Source organism: Streptomyces palmae (assembly GCF_004684805.1).
GTDB lineage: Bacteria > Actinomycetota > Actinomycetes > Streptomycetales > Streptomycetaceae > Streptomyces > Streptomyces palmae.
In genome coordinates, this window is sequence record NZ_SRID01000020.1 from 19,799 (window position 1) to 39,012 (window position 19,214).

General features: G+C 73.6%; 18 protein-coding genes. 5 read left to right on the top strand and 13 right to left on the bottom strand.

Annotated elements, in window-relative coordinates:
* Positions 1-7: 7 nt before the first annotated feature.
* Positions 8-505, bottom strand: a complete 498-nt coding sequence (locus tag E4099_RS04110) for an FBP domain-containing protein (protein ID WP_135337533.1) — start codon at positions 503-505, stop codon at positions 8-10.
* A gap of 74 nt (positions 506-579) precedes the next feature.
* Here E4099_RS04110 and E4099_RS04115 point away from each other — a divergent pair, with 74 nt between their 5' ends.
* Positions 580-1,182 carry a TetR/AcrR family transcriptional regulator gene (locus E4099_RS04115; RefSeq protein WP_135337534.1) on the top strand — a complete coding sequence of 201 codons (603 nt, stop codon included), beginning with the start codon at positions 580-582 and terminating at the stop codon, positions 1,180-1,182.
* A gap of 27 nt (positions 1,183-1,209) precedes the next feature.
* Here E4099_RS04115 and E4099_RS04120 read toward each other — a convergent pair whose 3' ends face one another.
* The 7 genes from E4099_RS04120 to E4099_RS04150 all read right to left on the bottom strand — a co-directional run bounded on the left by E4099_RS04120 (position 1,210) and on the right by E4099_RS04150 (position 11,190).
* Positions 1,210-2,550 carry a radical SAM protein gene (locus E4099_RS04120; RefSeq protein WP_135337552.1) on the bottom strand — a complete coding sequence of 447 codons (1,341 nt, stop codon included), beginning with the start codon at positions 2,548-2,550 and terminating at the stop codon, positions 1,210-1,212.
* Between the two features lie 192 nt (positions 2,551-2,742).
* Positions 2,743-3,966: a PP2C family protein-serine/threonine phosphatase gene (locus E4099_RS04125; protein ID WP_209446517.1), complete on the bottom strand. Its 1,224-nt coding sequence runs from the start codon at positions 3,964-3,966 to the stop codon at positions 2,743-2,745.
* 147 nt (positions 3,967-4,113) lie between these two features.
* Positions 4,114-5,097: a non-homologous end-joining DNA ligase gene (gene ligD / locus E4099_RS04130; protein WP_245244583.1), complete on the bottom strand. Its 984-nt coding sequence runs from the start codon at positions 5,095-5,097 to the stop codon at positions 4,114-4,116.
* Positions 5,098-5,212: 115 nt separating this feature from the next.
* Positions 5,213-7,201: an ABC transporter ATP-binding protein gene (locus E4099_RS04135; protein WP_135337536.1), complete on the bottom strand. Its 1,989-nt coding sequence runs from the start codon at positions 7,199-7,201 to the stop codon at positions 5,213-5,215.
* Between the two features lie 283 nt (positions 7,202-7,484).
* Complete coding sequence (locus tag E4099_RS04140) at positions 7,485-9,599, bottom strand: xanthine dehydrogenase family protein molybdopterin-binding subunit (protein WP_135337537.1); 2,115 nt, start codon at positions 9,597-9,599, stop codon at positions 7,485-7,487.
* Positions 9,596-10,609: an FAD binding domain-containing protein gene (locus tag E4099_RS04145; RefSeq protein WP_135337538.1), complete on the bottom strand. Its 1,014-nt coding sequence runs from the start codon at positions 10,607-10,609 to the stop codon at positions 9,596-9,598. Before E4099_RS04145 ends, E4099_RS04140 begins: the two co-directional genes overlap by 4 nt.
* Entirely contained in the window at positions 10,606-11,190 is a 585-nt protein-coding gene (locus tag E4099_RS04150) for a 2Fe-2S iron-sulfur cluster-binding protein (protein ID WP_135337539.1), read from the bottom strand. The genes E4099_RS04145 and E4099_RS04150 overlap by 4 nt, the downstream gene beginning before the upstream one ends.
* Before the next feature lie 211 nt (positions 11,191-11,401).
* Between E4099_RS04150 and E4099_RS04155 the strand changes: the two genes are divergently transcribed.
* Complete coding sequence (locus E4099_RS04155; RefSeq protein WP_135337540.1) at positions 11,402-11,896, top strand: DUF2267 domain-containing protein; 495 nt, start codon at positions 11,402-11,404, stop codon at positions 11,894-11,896.
* A gap of 22 nt (positions 11,897-11,918) precedes the next feature.
* Positions 11,919-12,449: a YidB family protein gene (locus E4099_RS04160; protein WP_483414771.1), complete on the top strand. Its 531-nt coding sequence runs from the start codon at positions 11,919-11,921 to the stop codon at positions 12,447-12,449.
* 293 nt (positions 12,450-12,742) lie between these two features.
* Here E4099_RS04160 and E4099_RS04165 read toward each other — a convergent pair whose 3' ends face one another.
* Complete coding sequence (locus E4099_RS04165; RefSeq protein WP_167828287.1) at positions 12,743-13,459, bottom strand: VOC family protein; 717 nt, start codon at positions 13,457-13,459, stop codon at positions 12,743-12,745.
* Between the two features lie 270 nt (positions 13,460-13,729).
* On the opposite strand from E4099_RS04165, the gene E4099_RS04170 reads away from it, so the two are divergent.
* Positions 13,730-14,821: an NAD-dependent epimerase/dehydratase family protein gene (locus E4099_RS04170; RefSeq protein ID WP_135337543.1), complete on the top strand. Its 1,092-nt coding sequence runs from the start codon at positions 13,730-13,732 to the stop codon at positions 14,819-14,821.
* 12 nt (positions 14,822-14,833) lie between these two features.
* Here the strand turns inward: E4099_RS04170 and E4099_RS04175 are convergent, their stop codons facing one another.
* The gene (locus tag E4099_RS04175; protein ID WP_135337544.1) at positions 14,834-15,721 is read right to left on the bottom strand and encodes a SigB/SigF/SigG family RNA polymerase sigma factor; all 888 of its coding nucleotides are present in this window, start codon (positions 15,719-15,721) and stop codon (positions 14,834-14,836) included.
* Between the two features lie 388 nt (positions 15,722-16,109).
* Here E4099_RS04175 and E4099_RS04180 point away from each other — a divergent pair, with 388 nt between their 5' ends.
* Positions 16,110-16,484, top strand: a complete 375-nt coding sequence (locus E4099_RS04180; RefSeq protein ID WP_135337545.1) for a hypothetical protein — start codon at positions 16,110-16,112, stop codon at positions 16,482-16,484.
* Between the two features lie 539 nt (positions 16,485-17,023).
* On the opposite strand, the gene E4099_RS04185 is transcribed toward E4099_RS04180, so the two are convergent.
* The 3 genes from E4099_RS04185 to E4099_RS04195 all read right to left on the bottom strand — a co-directional run bounded on the left by E4099_RS04185 (position 17,024) and on the right by E4099_RS04195 (position 19,079).
* Positions 17,024-18,007, bottom strand: a complete 984-nt coding sequence (locus tag E4099_RS04185; RefSeq protein ID WP_135337546.1) for an NAD-dependent epimerase/dehydratase family protein — start codon at positions 18,005-18,007, stop codon at positions 17,024-17,026.
* Between the two features lie 96 nt (positions 18,008-18,103).
* Positions 18,104-18,538 carry a YchJ family protein gene (locus tag E4099_RS04190; RefSeq protein WP_135337547.1) on the bottom strand — a complete coding sequence of 145 codons (435 nt, stop codon included), beginning with the start codon at positions 18,536-18,538 and terminating at the stop codon, positions 18,104-18,106.
* Between the two features lie 118 nt (positions 18,539-18,656).
* Positions 18,657-19,079 carry an RNA-binding S4 domain-containing protein gene (locus E4099_RS04195; protein ID WP_135337548.1) on the bottom strand — a complete coding sequence of 141 codons (423 nt, stop codon included), beginning with the start codon at positions 19,077-19,079 and terminating at the stop codon, positions 18,657-18,659.
* Positions 19,080-19,214 lie beyond the last annotated feature (135 nt).

Here is a 19,214-nt window from a genome sequence, read left to right on the forward strand (position 1 = left end):
GCGGCGGTCAGACGAACAGCTTGTCCAGGAAGGCGAAGAGATGGCTCCGGGTGCGGGCGATCTGCTCCTCCACCGAGAGCGACTCCTCCATGCGGGCCCCGGCCGCCTCCGGCACCCGCTTGCCGCGCACATAGAGCGAGCAGGCCAGGTCGGTGCAGATGTACAGGCCCGCCGAGTTGCCCTGCCGGCCGGCGGCGCCCGCCTTGCGGGCGGTCATCAGCGAGACGCCGTTGCCCGGATGGGTGGTCAGGCACAGGGAGCAGAGGTTGCGGTGGAGGTAGCTGCGCTGCCGGCCCGGGTAGCGCAGCGCCACGCCGATCAGCCGGTCCTCGCGTTCGGCGACCAGATAGCTGCGGTCCGGGGCGCCGGGCTCGCGCCAGCCCAGGAAGTCCAGGTCATCCCAGGGCGAATCGGCCAGGTCCCGGGGGACCGTCAGTCGGCCGGCCTCGCCCTTGGAACAATTGACGAAGGATGTGCGGATGTCCCGCTCGGTGAGTGACCTCATGAGCGGAACGCTAGTTTGCCTAGGAACCCTAGGCAAATGATTAATGGTTTTAGTTGGAGTGAGGGAGACTGCCCATGGCGCGAGCCGGACTGACCGCCGCCCGGGTGACACAGGCGGCGGCGGACCTGGCGGACGAGGCCGGGTTCGACAAGGTCACCGTGTCCGCGGTGGCGCGGGTCTGCGGAGTCCGGGACGCCAGCCTCTACTCCCATGTCAAGAGCCTCCAGGACCTGCGGACCCGGATCGCCCTGCTGGCCGGGGAGGAGCTGGCGGACCGGGTCGCGGCGGCCGTGGCGGGACGCTCCGGCCGGGACGCGCTGACCGCCTTCGCCGACGCCTACCGGGACTACGCCCGCGCCCACCCGGGCCGGTACGCCGCCACCCAGATCCGGATCGACCCGGCGGCCCTGGCCGACTCGCCCAAGGCGCTGCGCAAGATCGATACCACCTACGCCATGCTGCGCGGCTACGGCCTGGAGGAGCCGGACCTCACCGACGCGGTGCGGCTGCTGCGCAGCACCTTCCACGGCTACGTCAGCCTGGAGGCCGGCGGCGGCTTCAACCACTCGCGCGACGTCCAGGCCTCCTGGGAGCGCGCGGTGGAGGCCCTCCATGTGCTGCTGGAGCACTGGCCCGCCGCCGCGGCCCCGACCGCCGCGGACGCACGGGACCGCTGAGCGGACGGGGCCGCGGGACGGTCGGCCTCAGCCGGCCGCGACCTCGGTGCCCTCGGCGTCCTCCTCCCGCGCCGGCAGGCTGTCCATGAAGGAACTCACCGAGAACACCGCACGGCCCGGCCCGGGCGGGCCGTAGCCGGGCGGGGAGCTGAGCCCGAACTCCTCCAGCGTCGCCCGGTAGGCGTCCAGCAGCCGGATGTGGTACTCCAGCGGCGCGCCCTGCGGATTCGCCTTGCCCAGCGGGGTGGTGGGCTCCGGGCACCAGGTGGTGAACCTAGGGGTGATCCCGCGGGACATGAAGAACCGCAGCCCCTCGGTGGTGGAGTCGATCGCCTCGCGCACCGTGGTGAACCCGAAGGGCTCGGCCATCTCCACGCCCGCCACGAAGTTCGGGATCACATTGCGCGGACCGAAGACCTCGGCCGAGTCCAGAACGCGCCGGTGCCACTCGTCGCGGCCCACGTAGCGCTCCTTGCCCGGGCAGTACAGCTCGAACAGCCGCCGGTCCCACACCTCGTAGTTGGGGTGGTAGATCCGCACCCCGTAGTCGTGGAAGCGCTGCACGTCCGCCTTCGGCAGCGCCTGCGCCACCACCTTGCCGATCCACCGGCCCGGGAAGCGCTCCTCGATGGCCTGCGCGTAGTGGCCGTAGAAGTCGGCCTCGTCGCGGCCCGCCACCTTCGAGGTGATCGCGCCACCGGTGAGCGTGTAGGCGGTGGAGGTACGGGCCGTGTCGTAGCGGTCGATGATCTCCAGCGCCTCCAGCACCTCCTCCACCGGCTTCACCCCGGTGTAGGGGCGCCCGGCGGCCTTGTGCTGGCGCCAGTTGTGGTTGATGTCGCAGTACTGGCACTCCTCCTTGGCGCCGAAGTACTGGCAGACCCGGAACACCGTCAGATAGATGAGGTAACCCCACTGGATGGTGGGCGCCACCTCCATCACCGACTTGCCGCTGGAGAGCGTGTGCCGGTAGTACTCCGGCATCGGCGGCAGCCCCACGTCGGCGATCCGCGCCCCGTCCAGATACAGCCCCAGCGCCCCGTCCTCACCCGGCTTCACCCGGTACGGGGACTCCGGATTGACCCGCACCGAGACCACCGTGCGGCGCAGCCCGTAGGGCCCGCCGGTGAGCACGATCTCCTCCGGCGGCCGCCGCAGCGCCGCCGCGCCGAGCTCCGGCAGCGTCCGGTGGTCGAAGGAGAAGATGAAGTACGACTTCGGCTTGACGTCCCCGTCCTCGTTGCCGCTGAGCGCGGACTCGTCGAACGCGATCCCGCCCCGCAGCAGATCCTCCTTGATCACCGCTTCCCGGGGCACGTGCGGGAAGCGCTCCATCAGATCCTCGACCAGTGCGGTACGGCTCTCCATGCGCGGCTCCTGCTCTCGTCCACTGCTGCTCATGGGTCCACTCTCGCCGACCCCCGATCGCCGCCGGCAACCGGGTGACCCTATCCGCGCCCCCGCCGCTCCGGTACGCACCGCCTCGGGACGTCCGCCGGCGGCTCCCGGCGTCCGGGTGCGCCGGGGCCGGTGTGCCCGAGCCGTGCCGGTCCACCCCGGTCACCGAGGGGGCGCGGTGTCGGGAGGGGAGCTGGACCCCGCCTTCGTACGGCGGCCTTCGGACTGAGGGCCGTACCAGTCCAGGCACAGCACCGTGGCGTCGTCCTCCAGATGGCCGTGGCAGGCATCGGAGACCGCGTCCGTCATGGCGCGCACCACCTCGCGGGGGTGGTCGGCGGCGGTCTCGCACAGGAGGCGGGACAGGTCGACGGTCTCGGCCTGGCGCTCCTGCATGCCATCGGTGTAGAGGACCAGGCGGTCGCCGGGGCGCAGATCCAGGTCCTGGACGCGCTCCGGTCCGGGGGCGGGGACCCCGAAGGGCATGTCGATCCCCAGGTGGACCTCGCTGACGGTGCCCTCGCGCAGCCGCAGCGGCCAGGGGTGTCCGGCGTTGACCAACTGGGCGCCGCTGCCGTCCAGGGCGATGCGCAGCAACTGGCCGGTGGCCATCGCGCCGCGGCCGTGCTGGAGGATGGCCTGGTGGGTGCGGCGGGCCTGCTCGGCCAGACCCACTCCGGCGCGGCGAGCCCCGCGGGAGGCGTTGACCAGCAAGGTCGCCAGGAGAGAGGCGTCGACGTCATGGCCCTGGGCGTCGGTGACCGACAGATGCAGGGTGTCGCGGTCGAGCGCGTAGTCGTAGCTGTCCCCGGCGATGGAGTCGGCCGGCACCAGGGCCCCGGCGACGGAGAACTCGGCCGCTTCGCAGCACGCGGCCGACGGCAGGAGCTGGCGCTGGATCTCGGCGGCCAGGCTCAGCTGGGTGGTGCGCCCACCCCAGTGGTAGAGGTCGGTGAAGCGGCGGTCGGTCACGATGATGTACGCCAGCGCGTGCGCTGCCTCCTCGACCTGCTCCAGTACCCGATCGGTGGGATCGGGGAGGGTGAGCTCCAGCACGCCGAGGGTGTCGCCGCGGTTGGTGACCGGCGCGACCACCCGCTGCCCCCGCTCGCCACTGGGGGCCCTGACCGGCGTCTGGGTCCGCAGGACCTCCTCGTAGACGCTGTCGGGCAGGGGGATCTGTTCGGCGCGGCGGCCCTCCTGGCAGTCGGCCTCCTCGCTGACCCGCACCATCTGCCGACCGAGGACATCGACGAACAGGAACGACACGGAGCGCGCGTCGAACCGCTCGGCCAGATTCCGCGCCACCACGTCCAAGGACGCCACCGGTGACGCGTCCTCCGCCGCGGCCAGCACCTCGGCCAGACCGAACCGGTCCGGTGCCACAACAGCCTCCCCTGCGGTAGACGGTCTCATCGTCGCCGGGGCACCGCAGACACCACCACGACACCCGACGCACACCCCCCATACTCCCGCCGCGGCACCGCGATCGACGATCCACGACACACGCCAGGGCCACGAGGAACGAACCTGTCAGTACGGCACCACCTCCGGCGGCCCGCGCAGCCCGCGCCAGACCGGAGCGCGCAGCCGGCCGCCGCGGGTCCACTCCAGGAACTCCACCTCGCCGACCAGCACCGGACGCACCCAGCGCACCGGTTGCTCCACCTCGATGCCGCCGCTGTCCTCGAAGGGCGGAGCCGGGGTGTCCAACGGGCGCAGCAGTTCGGCGAGCAGGGCGCTCTCCCGTTCGGAGAAGCCGGTCCCCACCGACCCGGCATAGCGCAGCCCCACCGCGCCCGCCACCCCGACCAGCAGGGAGCGCAACGCACGCTCCCCCTCGTCCCGCGGTACCCAGCCGCCGATCCGCACCTCCACGGTGCGCACATGCTTGGTCTTGATCCACTCGCGGGAGCGCCGACCCGGCTCGTAGCGGGAGCCGACGCGCTTGGCGACCACCCCTTCGAGACCGCGGTCCAGCGTCCAGTCCATCGCCACCCGCCCCAGACCGGGCGGCCAGTACGGCGGAACCGCCGCCTGCGGGACATCCACCGGCAGCCTCTCCAGCAGCTCCCGGCGCTCCGTGTACGGCAGCCCGGTGGTGTCCCGCCCGCCCAGCCGCAGGACGTCGAAGAGCATCAACGTCACCGGATAGGCGCGGGCGGCGGCCCGTACCGCCGCCGGACGGGTGAGCCCCATCCGCTGCTGCATCCGGCCGAAGTCCGGGCGGCCGGTCTCGTCCAGGGCCACGATCTCCCCGTCCAGCACCGCCGCCAGCCCGGGGACGGCGAGCGCGCCCAGCTCCGGATAGCTGTCGGTCACCAGCCGTCCGGTACGGCTGGTGAGCAGCACCCCGCCGTCCCCGGGCAGATGCACCAGAGCCCGGGCGCCGTCCCACTTGACCTCGTACGCCCAGTCGCCGCCGGTGGGCAGCGGGCCGGGCGTGGCCAGCATCGGCCGCAGCCCGGACGGCGCGGGGCCCGGTGCGGACCCGGGCTCGGACGGACGGGAGGCCATAGGCCGATCAAAACCCGGAATCCGCGCCGCCGCAGGCCGGCGGCCGCCCGGTGTCCCGCCTCGCCGCCGGCCGGCCCTTCGGGGCGGCGGTGGCACACGGCGCCCGGTGCCGCCGTCAGGCCGCCCGGTACGCGGCGGCCTGAAGGGTGAACATCTGCGCGTACTCACCCCCGAGCGCCATCAGCTCGGCATGGGTGCCGGACTCGGCCACCCGGCCGTCCTGGAAGACGTAGATGCGATCGCACTCCACCACGCTCGCCAGCCGGTGGGAGATCAGCACGGTGATCCGCTCCGGATTCCGGCGGCCGTGCAGCACCGAGGAGTAGACGGCGTGCTCGGCACGCGGATCCATGTTGGCGGTGGGCTCGTCCAGGATCAGCAGCGAGGCGTCCTTGTAGAGGCCGCGGGCCACCGCGAACTTCGCCCAGTTGCCGCCGGACAGCTCGCTGCCCTCCCGGAACCGCTTGGACAGCGGGGTCGTCCAGCCGTGCGGCAGCCCGGCGATCACCCGGTCGGCGCCCGAGTCCACCGCGGCGTCCCTGGCCCGCTCGGGGTCGGCGGCGGTGATGGTGCCGGCCGAGACGGTGATGTTGGCGAGCGCCGACAGCGGCCACTTCACCGGGTCCTGGAGGACCATCGCCACCCGGCCGTGCACCGTCTCGTTGTCCAACTCCCGCAGGTCCACGCCGTCCCAGCGGATGGCCCCCGCGTCGGCCTCGTACAACCCGGCCAGCAGCTTGGACATGGTCGACTTGCCGGAGCCGTTGGCACCCACGAAGGCCACCGTGGAGCCGGCGTGCAGGGTCATCGACACCCCGCGCAGCGCCGGGGCCCCGGCGTCCGGATAGGCGTACACCAGATCCTCGACGCTGATGGTCTTCACCCGCTCCGGAGCCGGGCGACCGGTGCGGCGCGGACGCAGCGCCCGGCACCGGTCCTGGAACTCCAGCAGGTCGTCCACCCACAGCGCGTGCTCATAGACGTAGTGCAGGGCCAGCACGATCCGGGACAGGGTGCTCTGGCCGGTACGGATGGCCAGCACCGCGCCGCCGCCGGCGGCCAGCGGCAGCCAGCCCCCCATGGTCATCCAGATCAGCGTGGCGTAGGTCAGCGCGGTGGCCGCCCCGCCCAGGGCCCGCCCCAGCAGCCCGGTGGCCGCCTCCTGGCGGCCGAGCCGGCCGTCCTCGGTCTCGATCAGCCGGGCGATCCGCTCGTGTTCGCCGAGCAGCGCCGACTGGGCCCTGCAGGACCGCAGTTCGGCGGCCGAACTGCGGTCCAGCAGCAGCCAGCTGAACATCCGGATGCGCCGTTGCAGGGTGCTGTGGCGGACCTGGGACAGGAACCGGGCGCGCGCCGAGCGGACCGCGGCGAGCCCCTGCGGCAGCACCGAGGCCAGCAGCAGCGGCAGCAGCAGGGGGTGGAGCAGCGTCAGCACCCCGGCCGCCCCCACCAGGCTCAGCAGCGCCGAGGCCAACTGGATGAGCTGGCCGATCGACTCCCGGGTGTAGTACAGGCCGCGGTCGAAGGCGCGGTAGGAGTCGTCGGACCAGTGGGCGTCGTCCACCGCCTCCAGCCGCACATGGGCGGTCAGCCGCAGGAACTCCGTCTCCGCGGTGCGGCGCACCCGGGGGACCAGCCGGGCCTGGCCCAGCGCCACCACGGCGTCCAGCACGGCGCGCACCATCAGCAGCCCGGCCACCAGGACCAGCGAGGGAAGCGCCGAGCGCACCCGGTCGGCGGTGGCGCCCTGCGCGAACAGCGCCTGCAGCACCCCCACCGACGCCCAGAGCCCGAACGCGCCCATGACCGCCGACAGCAGCTGCGCCACGACCACTCCGGCGGTGGCGCGCGGATCGGCGTCCCAGGCCAGCCGCAGCACCCGCCGGCTGATGGCGGGCAGTCTGCCCAGCATGTGCCGCAGACTCGTGCGGGACGCGGCTCCGTCCCAGGTGACCCAGTACGCGTCGGTCAGTTCGTCGCCCAGCGCGGCGCCGGTCGGCGCGGCCTGGGCCGTGGCCGGGGGAAGCGGCAGCGTCACCGCGCCGCGCGCACCCCTTGCCCGGCCCGCCGTCTTCCGCTGCGGGCATGTCGTGACATCGTCCATCTCCGCCCCCTCCACACCGGCCGGGCCCGCCAGCCGGTACGACGTGAACCAGCCAGCCCATCTGACGAAATGACGGGCTGATGGGTGAACGACGCCGCCGACCGCTCCGACACGGTCCAGCGGCACGTGCCTGGAGCGGATGCCCCCGCGGCGCTCGCGCCGGTGTGCGACGTTTCAGGGGGCGCGCGCGCCGCACATTCGGTGGCGCGGGGCGAGCGCCTCGCCGCGCCCCGTGCGCCGGGGCGCCATGGGGCGCCCGGCGGACGGGACCGGTGGGGCGCGGTCAGCCGTTCGGCACCTGCCATTCACCCAGGCCCGGAAGGAGGAGTTCGGGCCGCACCGGCAGGTCCCGCACCCGTACGCCCGTGGCGTGCCATACCGCACTGGTGACGGCTGCCGCGGTGCCGACGATGCCGATCTCGCCGATGCCCTTGGAGCCCATGGGATTGAGCTGTTCGTCCGGTTCGTCGATCCAGTACGCGCTCACCTCGGGCACGTCGGCGCACACCGCCAGGTGGTAGGAGGCCAGATCGCGCTCGGCGTGGTCACCGAAGCGCGGGTCCATGGTGCTGTGCTCCAGCAGCGCCATCGAACCGCCCATGATCATCCCGCCGACCAGTTGGGAGCGCGCGGTGCGCGGGTTGAGGACCCGGCCCACCGCGAAGACGCCCAGCAGCCGCCGAAGCCGGGTCTCCCCGGTGTCCATGTCCACCGCCACCTCGGCGAACTGGGCCCCGAAGGCGTGCCGGGCGTACCGCTGCGACCTGTCCGCCACGTCCTGCGCGGTGTCCGCCCGCACCGAGAGCCCGGTCTCCGGCAGCGGACCGCCCAGCTCCGCCAGCTCCTTGGCGAGCGCCTGTGCCGCCTTGTGGACGGCCCAGCCCCAGGAGGCCGTACCGGAGGAGCCGCCGGCCACCGGGGCCGGCGGCAGATCGCTGCACCCGATCTCGATGTCCACCAGCTGCGACGGGACTCCCAGCGCCTCGGCGGCGATCTGCGTCAGTACGGTCCGCGCCCCGGTGCCGATGTCGGTGGCGTTGGTCCGCACCCGGAAGCGTCCGGACGCCTCGGCGACCGCCTCGGCCTGCGAGGGGGCGACCTGTGCCGGATAGCAGGAGGCCGCCATCCCGGTGCCGGTCAGCCAGCGGCCCTCGGACCGCACCCCGGGCCGCGGGTCGCGGCCCGCCCAGCCGAAGCGGCGGGCACCGTCCCGCAGACAGGCGGCGAGCCCGCGGCTGCTGAAGGGGTGTCCGGAGTCCGGTTCGGTATCGGTGTCATTGCGCAGCCGCAGCTCCACCGGGTCGATCCGGCAGGCGACGGCCAGCTCGTCCATCGCCGCCTCCAGCGCGAACATCCCGGAGCACTCGCCGGGCGCCCGCATCCAGGAGGGCGAGGGCACGTCGAGTCGGGTGACCCGGTGCGTGGTGCGGCTGTGCGGACTGGCGTACATGATGCGGGCCGGGACAGCCGCCTGCTCGACGAACTCGCGGAGAGTGGAGCTGTAGGTGTACACCTCGTGCGCCAGCGCGGAGATCCGCCCCTCGGCGTCCGCGCCGATCCGCACCCGCTGCTCGGTCGCCGCCCGGTGTCCCGTCACGGCGGCCATCTGCGGCCGGGGCACGGCGAGTTTGACCGGGCGCCCGGTGTGCCGGGCCGCCATGACGGCGAGGACCACCTGGGGGCGCGGCGTGCCCTTGGAGCCGAACCCGCCGCCCACGTGCTCGCAGCTGACGGTGACCTGCTCCTCCGGGAGCGCGAACAGGGCGGCCAGCGTCTCCCGCACCCAGTCGGCGCCCTGGGTGGATTCGTACACGCGCAGCCGGTCGCCCGCCCAGACGGCGGTGGTGGCATGCGGCTCCATGGGGTGGTTGTGGAGCGCCGGTGTCCGGTAGACCTCGTCGACGCACACCGCCGAGTCCGCGTAGGCGGCGTCGAAGTCCCCGCGCTCCCGGTCGGTGGCGTAGAGCCCGTTCACCTTGTCGGGCTTGTACATGCCGGGGTGGTCCGCTCTGAGCACCACGTCGTGCGGCTCGGCGCGGTAGTCCACCCGTACCGCCCCGGCACCGGCCCGGGCCGCCTCCAGGGAGTCCGCCACGGCGAGCGCGACGTACTGCCCGCGGTGCGCCACCCGCGGTGACTGGAGCACCAGCAAGGTGGCGTCGTCCACCTCGCCGAGGCGCGGCGCGTTCTCATGGGTGAGGACCGCCAGTACCCCGGGCTCGGCGAGCGCCGCGGCGCAGTCGATCGAGGTGATCTCGCCCTTGGCGATCGTCGCGGGCACCGGCCAGGCGTAGCAGCAGCCGTCCACCGGGTGGTCGACCGCGTACCGGGCGGTGCCGGTGACCTTCTCCCGGCCCTCCAGCCGCGCCAACGGCTCCCCGAGTCCACCGCCGTTCACCGCTCCTCCTCACCGGGTGTCGGGCCGCCCGACCGGGCGAGCCGGGCCAGGGTGCGCACCGCCGTGTTCCGCAGCATCGGGACCTTGAACGCGTTGTCGTGCAGCGGTTCGGCCGGGGCGAGTTCGGCTTCCAGCGCGGTGGTGAACGCGGCCTCGGTGGCCGGGCCGCCCAGCAGCCGCTCCTCCGCCGTGTAGGCGCGCCAGGGTTTGGCGGCCACCCCGCCGAAGGCCAGCCGCACCCGGCTGACGGTGCCGTCCAGCACCTCCAGCGCTGCCGCCACGGAGACCAGCGCGAAGGAGTAGGAGGCGCGGTCGCGTACCTTGCGATAGGCGGAGTTCACCGCCTCCGGCACCGGGCCCAGTTCGACGTGGGTGATCAGATCGCCGTGCGCCAGCACCGTGTCCCGCTCCGGATGCTCCCCGGGCAGCCGGTGCAACTCGGTGACCGGCACCGTACGCTGCCCGTCCGGCCCCAGCACATGGACCTCGGCGTCCAGCGCGGCCAGCGCCACCGCCATGTCGGAGGGGTGGGTGGCCACGCAGTGCGGCGAGGCGCCCAGCACCGCCAGCTCCCGGTGCACCCCGGTACGGGCCGGGCAGCCGGTGCCCGGCTCGCGTTTGTTGCACGGTTTGCCGATGTCCTGGAAGTACAGGCAGCGGGTGCGCTGGAGCAGGTTCCCGCCGATGGTGGCGGCGTTGCGCAGCTGCGGTGAGGCGCCGGCCAGCAGCGCCTGGGAGAGCACGGGGTAGCGCTCGCGCACCACCGGCTCGGCGGCCAGCTCGCTGTTGCGTACCGCGGCTCCGATCATCAGCCCGCCGGACGCGGTACGGTCCACCGTGCCGTGCGGCAGCCGACTCACGTCCACCAGCAGTTCGGGGCGCTCCACCCCCAGCTTCATCAGGTCGACCAGGTTGGTGCCGCCGCCCAGGTAGCAGGCGCCGGGCGTGGCGGCCAGCGCGGCCACGGCGTCCTGCGCCCGCTGGGCGCGCTGGTAGCCGAAGGACTTCATCGGGCTTCTTCCTGAGGGAGGGATCCGGCCGTCTCGGACCGGGGCAGCCGGCCGCCGGCGACCTCGCACACCGCGCGGACGATGTTCGGATAGGCGCTGCAGCGGCAGAGGTTGCCGCTCAGCCGCTCCCGCACCTCGGCCTCGGTGGCCGGCACCGGGTCCGGGGAGCGGTGGTCCGGGGCGGTGACCGCGCTGGGCCGGCCGGCCGCCATCTCGGCCAGCGCCCCCACCGCCGAGCAGATCTGGCCCGGGGTGCAGTAGCCGCACTGGAAGCCGTCATGGGACAAGAAGGCCTCCTGGAGCGGGTGCAGCCGGGTCCCGTCCGCCGGCAGGCCCTCCACGGTGGTGATCCGCGCACCGTCCTGGGCCACCGCCAGCAGCAGGCAGCCGCACATCCGGGCGCCGTCGACGAGCACCGTGCAGGCTCCGCACTGGCCGTGGTCGCAGCCCTTCTTGGCACCGGTCAGATCCAGCCGCTCGCGCAGGACGTCCAGCACGGTGCTGCGGTGGTCGACCACCAGCGTGCGCGGAATGGCGTTCACCTCCAGGGTGATCCGGGACGTGTGCCGTTCCGCGGCCATGCCTACCTCCTCGCCGGGGCGCTCCGCCGGGCCGGGGCAGCGCGGGGCTGTCCGGACCGGCCATCTCTTCGGTAACCGGAAGTGGTCATTCCGAAACGGCGCCGGTGCGGTGTCACCCGGCGGCGGGCGACCGCCCGAGGCGATTGGCACGGGCCTGCCGGGGAACCCGGGCAGACGGGGAGCGGCACATCGAGCCGAGGCGGTGCTGATCATGCGCTACGAGGAGCTCACCGGGCGGATCCAGGCCCGCGCGCAACTGTCGGACCGGCAGTCCGCCGAACGGGTCACCCGCGCCACGCTGGAGACCCTCGCCGAACGCGTTCCGGACGGCCTGGCCGGCCATCTGGCCGACCAGTTGCCCATCGAGGCGGCCGAGCCGATGCGGCGGGTCGCGGCGAGCCACGAGGGCTCCCCCGAGGAGCGCGCCTACCGGCGGGCGCACGGCGAGCGGTTCGACCTGACCGGTTTCGCGGGCCGGGTGGCGTGGCGCGCCGGCACCACCGAGGACATCGCGCTGCGCGACGCGGCCGCCCTGTTCGAGGTGCTGGACTCCGCGGTGAGCCCGGAGCTGATGGAGCGCCTGTACGTGGCGCTGCCCCGGGACATCAGGCAGCTGCTCCCCGAGGCGCGGGCCGTCCTCGACCAGTCCGGCGCCGCCGAGTCGGCCGGGGTCGGGGGCGCCGGCGGGGCCGGCCGCACGGGGTAGCCCGCACGGGGGTGTCGACAGGGTGGCGGCGGGCACCCCGCACTCCCTTTTGGGTAGCTTCGTCGGACAGCTTCATCACCGTTGTCGGTGGGCCGGCGACGGCGCCGGACCGCCGTCGGTCCGGATCGAGGAAGGGCACTCCATGGCCGGTAACGAACTGGGAAGCCTCCTCAGCGGACTGCTCGGACGCGGTCAGGACGCCACCTCCGAGCATCTGCTGGGCACGCTCCTCGGCGACCTCGGCAGCGGCAGCGGGAGCGGAGGCAACGCGCTGAACGGGCTGCTGGAGCAGCTCCAGGACGGCGGTCTCGCCGAGCAGGCCCGCTCTTGGGTGGGCACCGGCGCCAACACGCCCGTCACGGGGCCGGAGCTGGCCCAGGCCCTGCCGTACCAGACCCTGAACCATGTCGCGGGGCAGGCCGGAGTGGCCCCCGAGGAGGCCGCCGACCGGCTCGCCGTGCTGCTGCCCGAGGTCGTGGACCGGCTCACCCCGGAGGGACAGGTGCCGCAGGGCTCGCTGGAGGAAGTGATCGAGCGCCACCGCGGCGGATGACGGCCCCACCGCCCCTGCGTGCGCTCCCCGTGCGGGATCGTCGCGACGCCCCGCGTTCACCGTGCCGTACCACCGTCCGCCGAGCCCGCGCCGCCTACGGTTGCCGCCGAACGGCAGCCAGTCCCCGTGTTCACCGTGCCGTGCAGCCGTGCCGTCGGCGCGCGCTCCCCGTGCCGGACAACCGTCCGCCCGAGCCCGCGCGGCCCACGGTGACGCCGAACGGCAGCCGCGGCGCCCTCCTGCTCACCGTGCCGCACACCGCCGCGCACCCGCCGTGCCGTGCCGGGTCGCCCTCAGCCCGTGAGGAGCGAGAACAGTCCGCCGTCCGGGTCGCGCAGGGTGGCCTCCCGCCCCAGCCGGGAGACATGCGGATGCTGGGTCACCACCCCGCCCCGGCTCTGCGCCGCCTCGATGGCCGCGTCCAGGTCGGGCGTCCTGAAGTACACGTGCCAGCGTGGACGGACATGCGGGTCCGGCGCTGACTCGACGGCTCCGCCGCTGATCCCCGCGACCTCGTGCGAGGAGTCGCGGACGATCACCTGGTCGCTCTTGTAGACCACATCGCAACCGCCCTCGCCCTCGGTGGCCCACCGCAGCACCCCGGCGTAGAAGATGGCCGCCGCGAAGGTGTCCCGGGTCCGCAGCTCGAGCCAGGCGGGGGCGCTGCCGCGCCCCACCGACCAGTGCGGGCGGTGCCCCTGCCAGATGCCGAACACCGCGCCGTCCTGGTCCGAGGCGAGCGCCGCCCGCCCCCGGCCGAAGGGGATCGGCCCCACCGCCACGGTGGCGCTCCGCTCCCGGATCCGCGCGGCCGCCTCGTCCGCGTCGTCCACCGCGAAGTACGGCGTCCAGGACACGGCCACCCGATAGGTGCGGGCGACCGCGCCGATACCGGCGACCGGGGCGCCACCGGCGACGGCGATGCTGAACCCCTCCTCGCGGCTGGAGCGGAAGGTCCAGCCGAGGACCGAGCCGTAGAAGTCCTGTGTGGTGCCCAGGTCGCGGGACATCAGGCTCACCCAGCACGGGGCTCCCGTCACTCCTTCTGGTGCGGCGGACATCAGTTTCGCCCTGCTCCTCTCCCGGACCCATCCGGACCAGGCCGCCGGTGAGGACCGGATACGGCCGAGATGGCGACGATCGGGCTACGGGTTCCCCGCCGGCACCGGATCCAACCGTTCCCCCTGGCGCGATCACCGCCCCGGTTTGCCCGCTGCGCGCCCGGGTAACCCGAAAGGCCCCCAGGAGAGGGACCGCAAACGAGGCGAAGGGGTGAAGGGATGACCAGTCTGACCCCCGGGGAACCCGGCCCGCTGAAAGTGGTGGTCGTGGGAGCCACCGGCAACATCGGCACCAGCCTGGTGAGATCGCTGGTGGGCGACCCGCAGGTGGGTTCCATCACGGGGATCGCCCGGCGCACGCCGAGCTGGTCGCCGCCCAAGACCACCTGGATCAGCACGGACGTCGGCGCCGACGGGCCGGACGACCTGACCGGCTACGTCCAGGGCGCGGACGCGGTGGTCCACCTGGCCTGGCTCTTCCAGCCCACCCACGATCCCCTCACCACCTGGCGCACCAATGTCGAGGGCAGCATCCGGGTCTTCGAGGCCGTGGTCGCCGCCGGGGTGCCGGCACTGGTCGTCTCCTCTTCGGTGGGGGCCTACTCGCCGGGCCCCAAGGACCGCCGGGTGGACGAGTCCTGGCCCACCCACGGCTGGCCGGAGGCCGCCTACGCACGCGAGAAGGCATATGTGGAGCGGGTGCTGGACGTCTTCGAGCGCGACCATCCGGGCGTCCGGGTGGTCCGGATGCGGCCCGGCTTCGTCTTCCAGCGGGGGGCGGCGGTGGAACAGCGCAAGCTCTTCGCGGGCCCGTTCGTACCGGGCCGCCTGGTACGCCCGGGACTGGTCCCACTGGTGCCGGACCTGCCCGGGCTGCGGTTCCAGGCGCTGCACGCCCAGGACGCCGCGGAGGCGTTCCACCAGGCGGTGGTGCGCCCGGTGCGCGGCGCCTTCAACCTGGCCGCCGAGCCGGTGGTCGACGCCCGCGAGCTGGCCGACCTGCTGAACGCCCGGGTCTTCCCGGTGCCCGCCGGGGCGGCCGAGGCCGCGCTCGCCACGCTCTGGCATCTGCGCGTGGTACCCGCCACGCCGGCGCTGCTGCGCACCGTGCTGCGGTTGCCACTCATGGACACCGCCCGAGCCGTCGACGAACTCGGCTGGCAGCCGCGGTACAGCTCCGCGAATGCGCTGGGGGAGTTCCTGCGCGGATTGCGGGAGGCCACCGGAGGCCGTACGCCGCCCCTGAGCGGGCGCCGGTCGGGTGGCCGGATCACCGAACCCCGGGCCGGGGTCGGCGGACGGCTGCTGTGAGGCTGTCCAGGCTCACCGACGGGTCGACGGGTCGGCGGTGGCCGAGGGTGCCGAGGGTTTGGCGGGAGGCTTGGCGGCCGCATTGGCGGCCGGCGGAGGGGGTTCGGCCAGGATCTGGTCCCGGAGCGCGGTGCAGGTCCGGGACAGCAGCCGTGAGACGTGCATCTGGGAGATCCCGAGCTCCTCGGCTATCCGGTTCTGCGACAGTCCTCCGAAGAAGCGCAGGTAGAGGATCTGCCGTTCGCGGTAGGGCAGGCTGCGCAGCCGCGGCTTGAGCGCCTCGCGGTCCACCACGCGGTCGTATCCGGGTTCGAGGTCTCCGAGCGTCTCGGTCAGCGAGTAGCCGTCGTCGGTGCCGGGCAGCTCCGCGTCCAGGGAGAGGGGCGCGTAGCTGTTCATGGCCTCCATCCCCAGCCGCACCTCCTGATCGCTCAGCTGGGCCCGCTCGGCGATCTCCCGGACGCTGGGGCCGCGCTGGTCGAGCGAGTGGGACAGCTCGCGCTCGGCGACACGCACCCGGTTGCGCAGCTCCTGGACCCGGCGGGGCACGTGGGTACCCCAGGTGTGGTCCCGGAAGTGCCGCTTTATCTCGCCCACCACGGTGGGTACGGCGAAGGAGGCGAAGGTGTTCCCGCGGGCCGGGTCGTACCGGGCCACAGCCTTGACCAGGCCCAGCGCGGCTATCTGCTGGAGGTCCTCAAGGGACTCGCCGCGATTGCGGAACTGCCGGGCGAGCCGCTCGGCCATCGGCATCCAGGCGCGCACCACCTCCTGCCGCAGCGCGGTGCGCTCCGGCCCCTCGGGCAGGGCCGCGATCTCGGCGAAGGCGGCGTCCGTGTCCGGGGCGTCGTCGTGCGGGTGCCGCGCCGACGGCCGTCTGGTCTGCGTTCGTGCGCTCATCTGGGACAGCTCCAGGATCGGTGGTGGCGGGGGCGCCGCCGCGGGAGCGAGCAGCCGGAGCCGACGGAACCGTCCGTCCGCGAAGCCGCCCCTGCGGTGGGCTCCCGGCCCGAAGCACTGGCGTGAACATCACCCGTATCGCATGGACTAAACCCGAAGAATCCGGGACATCTCTTCCACCCTAGCCATCGCCCTGGAGCGCCGCATCCGGCTCTCCGCCGGGCCGTACGGCCACCCGGCGGGCCCGGGGAGCCGCCCCCGCTCCCGCGGGGCGCCGGGCGAGGGACCAGGGCCGGGCGGGCCGCCCGGCGCCGCGCTGACGTGCGGCGGAACGGGCGCGCTCGGCCGGGGCGCGTTTGAACCGGGCGGGACGGGTCACCCGAGCACGATGAACAGTCCGCAGAGTTCGTCAGCCCGGGTGGGTGTCTGTGTATCCGGCACCCGGGACGACGCCTACCGCGTCTTCGAGGTGCTCAAGACCACCTTCCCGGCGACCGAGGACACGGCGGAGCATCGGCCGGACGCCACCCCGCCGGACCCCTCCCTCGGCCATATGGTGTGGTCGCTGGTGATCGACACCACCGGCCGGGGCGCCACCGTGCCGCGGTCCACCCTGGAGGAGGCCGTCTCGGTGGACCTCTACGGCACCGACCCCGAGCTCGGCTGGGTGCGCGACGTCCTGGAGAGCGCCTTCGGCATCGCCGGCGAGCAGCATGTCTCCGGCGAGCACGAGATGGAACTCAGACTCCGCCTGGCGGCCTGAGTCCGGTACTCCGTCAGCAGCGGCCGGACTCAGGCCGATTCCGTAGTGGCGCGGAACACATACGGCCCATCGCACCGCTCGTCCCGCCGTGCCGGACCGGTGCATTCCAGCCCGATTTGCCGGGGACATGGGGGATGAATTCGGTCAACACCAGACAGTGGACCGGTACCGTGAACCCACCCCGCGCGGCGGTCCGGCAAACGTGCCCGCGCGGAGAGGCAGCCTCCGGCGACGCCACCGCGTCTTTCTGGATAGAACGAGAAGGGAGGGTCCGCCGTGAACTGCACCCAGTGCGGAGCCCCGGTCATCCAGGGACCGAGCGGTGGTTGGAGCTGCAACAACTGCGGAGCCGCAGGGTGAGGGCTTCCCCGCTGCTGCGGGGAAGCCCTCCTGAGACATAGTCGGAGTCCTGCCCGGGCGCTGCCGTCAGTCGGCGACAGCGCCCCCCAAGGCGTACCCGGACCGCACCGAAGCGGTTCCCCGGCCGGTCACGCTTCCCCGGACCGGCACCGACTTTCCCGGACCGGCACCGACGCGGCTCAGCCGCGCAGGAACGCCGCCTCCACCTCCGGATCCAGCCCGACCTTCGGACGGTCCGGGCGCTGGGGCGCCACCCCGCCCAGCGACCGCAACCACGACCAGGTGTCGGCGACCGTCTCCGCGACCGGCCGGCAACGCAGCCCCTCCGCCAGCGCCTTGGACACGTCCCCGGCGTGCAGGGTGTCGTACAGCTCACCCGGTGGCGTCCAGATCGGCAGCTGCGTCCAGGGCTCGATACCGGCCGCGGTGATCGCCTCCGGCTCGGCCCAGCGCGGCTCGGCCCGCCCGCCGGTGACCCGGACGCACTCGGAGAGCAACTCGCCCATGGTGGTGTGCCCCTGCGGGCTGATCAGGTTGTACGCGCCACCCAGCCGCCGCTCGGCCGCGTCCAGCACCCAGCGCGCCAGGTCACGGGCGTCGATGTACTGCAAGGCCAGCTCCCGCGGGCCGGGGGCGAGCACCGGGCCGCCGCGCGCCATCCGCAGGAGCCACCACGGGAGCCGCCCGATGTTCTCCCAGGGGCCCAGGATCAGCCCCGCGCGCGCCAGCAGTGCCCGGTCGCCGAAGGCCTCCAGCGCGGCCAGTTCGCCGCCCCGCTTGGACCGGGCGTAGTCGACCTCGCCGTCGTCCGGTGAGCCGTCCACCACCGGATGGTCCTCGGCATGCCCCGCGGCGGACGGATAGCTGTACACCGATCCACTGGAGATGTACGCGTAGTGTCCGACCCGGTCGGCCAGCAGCCGGGTCGCGTCCCGTACCGCACGGGGCGCCGCGGACCAGGTGTCCACCACCGCGTCCCATTCGCCGGTGGTGAGCGCCGCCAGCCCGTCCGGCCGACCGCGGTCACCGTGCAGCGCCGTCACGCCCGGCGGCGGCTGGTGCCGACCGCGGTGGAAGACCGTCACCTCCCAACCGCGGGCCAGCGCCTCCTCGCTGACCGCCCGTCCGACGAACTCCGTCCCACCCAGTATCAGTAGCCTCATACGGCCGACTCTGCCGCCCGGACCAGCCCGTTCGTAACCGGGGCATGCCGAGAGCGAATTCGCTGACAGCGGAATCCGGGCGCGCGGCGCACGGGGTCAGTCGGTGATGACCCCGTCCACGTACACCCAGGCCCCGTCCACCCGGGTGAAGCGGCTGTTCTCGTGCAGGGCGCCCGGCCGGCCGTGGACCGTGTAGTGGGCGCGGAACTCCACGGTGCCCTCATTGCGGAAGACGCCGCCGTCGGTGCTGCCCAGGATCTCCAGCCGCCCCCACCGCAGTTCGGGGTCGAAGTCGATGCCCGGAGGCCGGGTGTCGGGGTGCCAGCTGCGCAGCAGGTACCCCTCGTCGCCCACCACGAAGGCGCTGAACCGGGAGCGCATCAGCTCCTCCGGAGTGGCCGCCGCGGCCTCGCCGCGGTGCAGCCGCCCGCAGCACGCGGCGTAGTCGGCGGGCAGCCCGCACGGACAGGCGGCACGGTCGGGCGCCGCGGGACGGTCGGCCGGGCGGGGGCGTCGGGTACGTCGGGACATGGATCCATTGTGACCACCCGCGCCCCCGCGCCGACGCGCACCCCCGGCCGCGACCGCCCGCGGGAACGGTCGCGCAGTCAGCGGAAGCGCACCCCGCGAGGGTCGATCGCGCGGACGGTCAGTGCTCCGGCGACTCCGCGACCTCGGCGGCGCGGCGGGCCGCCTCCAGGCTTCCGCGCAGCCGGTCGAGATCCCGTCGGTCGCGCTTGGTCGGCCGACCCGTGCCGCGGTCCCGGACGGCGACCTGCACGACCTCCTCGCGCGGCGGGGGCGGCGGGCTGTTGTCGACGTAGCACTCGGCCGCGATCGGCGCCCCGACCCGCTTGCGGATCAGGCGCGACACCACGACGATCCGCTCCCGCCCGGCGAGCCGCAGCCGCACCTCGTCACCGACCCGCAGGGCCTGTGCCGCCTTGACCCGCTCACCGTTCACCCGCACATGCCCAGCGCGGCATGCCGTCGCGGCCAACGACCGCGTTTTCGTCAGTCGTACGGACCAGATCCAGCTGTCGACCCGCACGGTCCCCTCGTCTGAAGCCACGCACCCGAGTCTAGGCCGAGGCACCCCCGTACCGCCCGCAATATCGCGCCGGGGTGAAGGCCGTCGGGACAGGCGCCGCCGCGACCGCACCGCGGTGGGCCCCGGGTAGGGACACCGCATGAGCCGTCCCCGCCC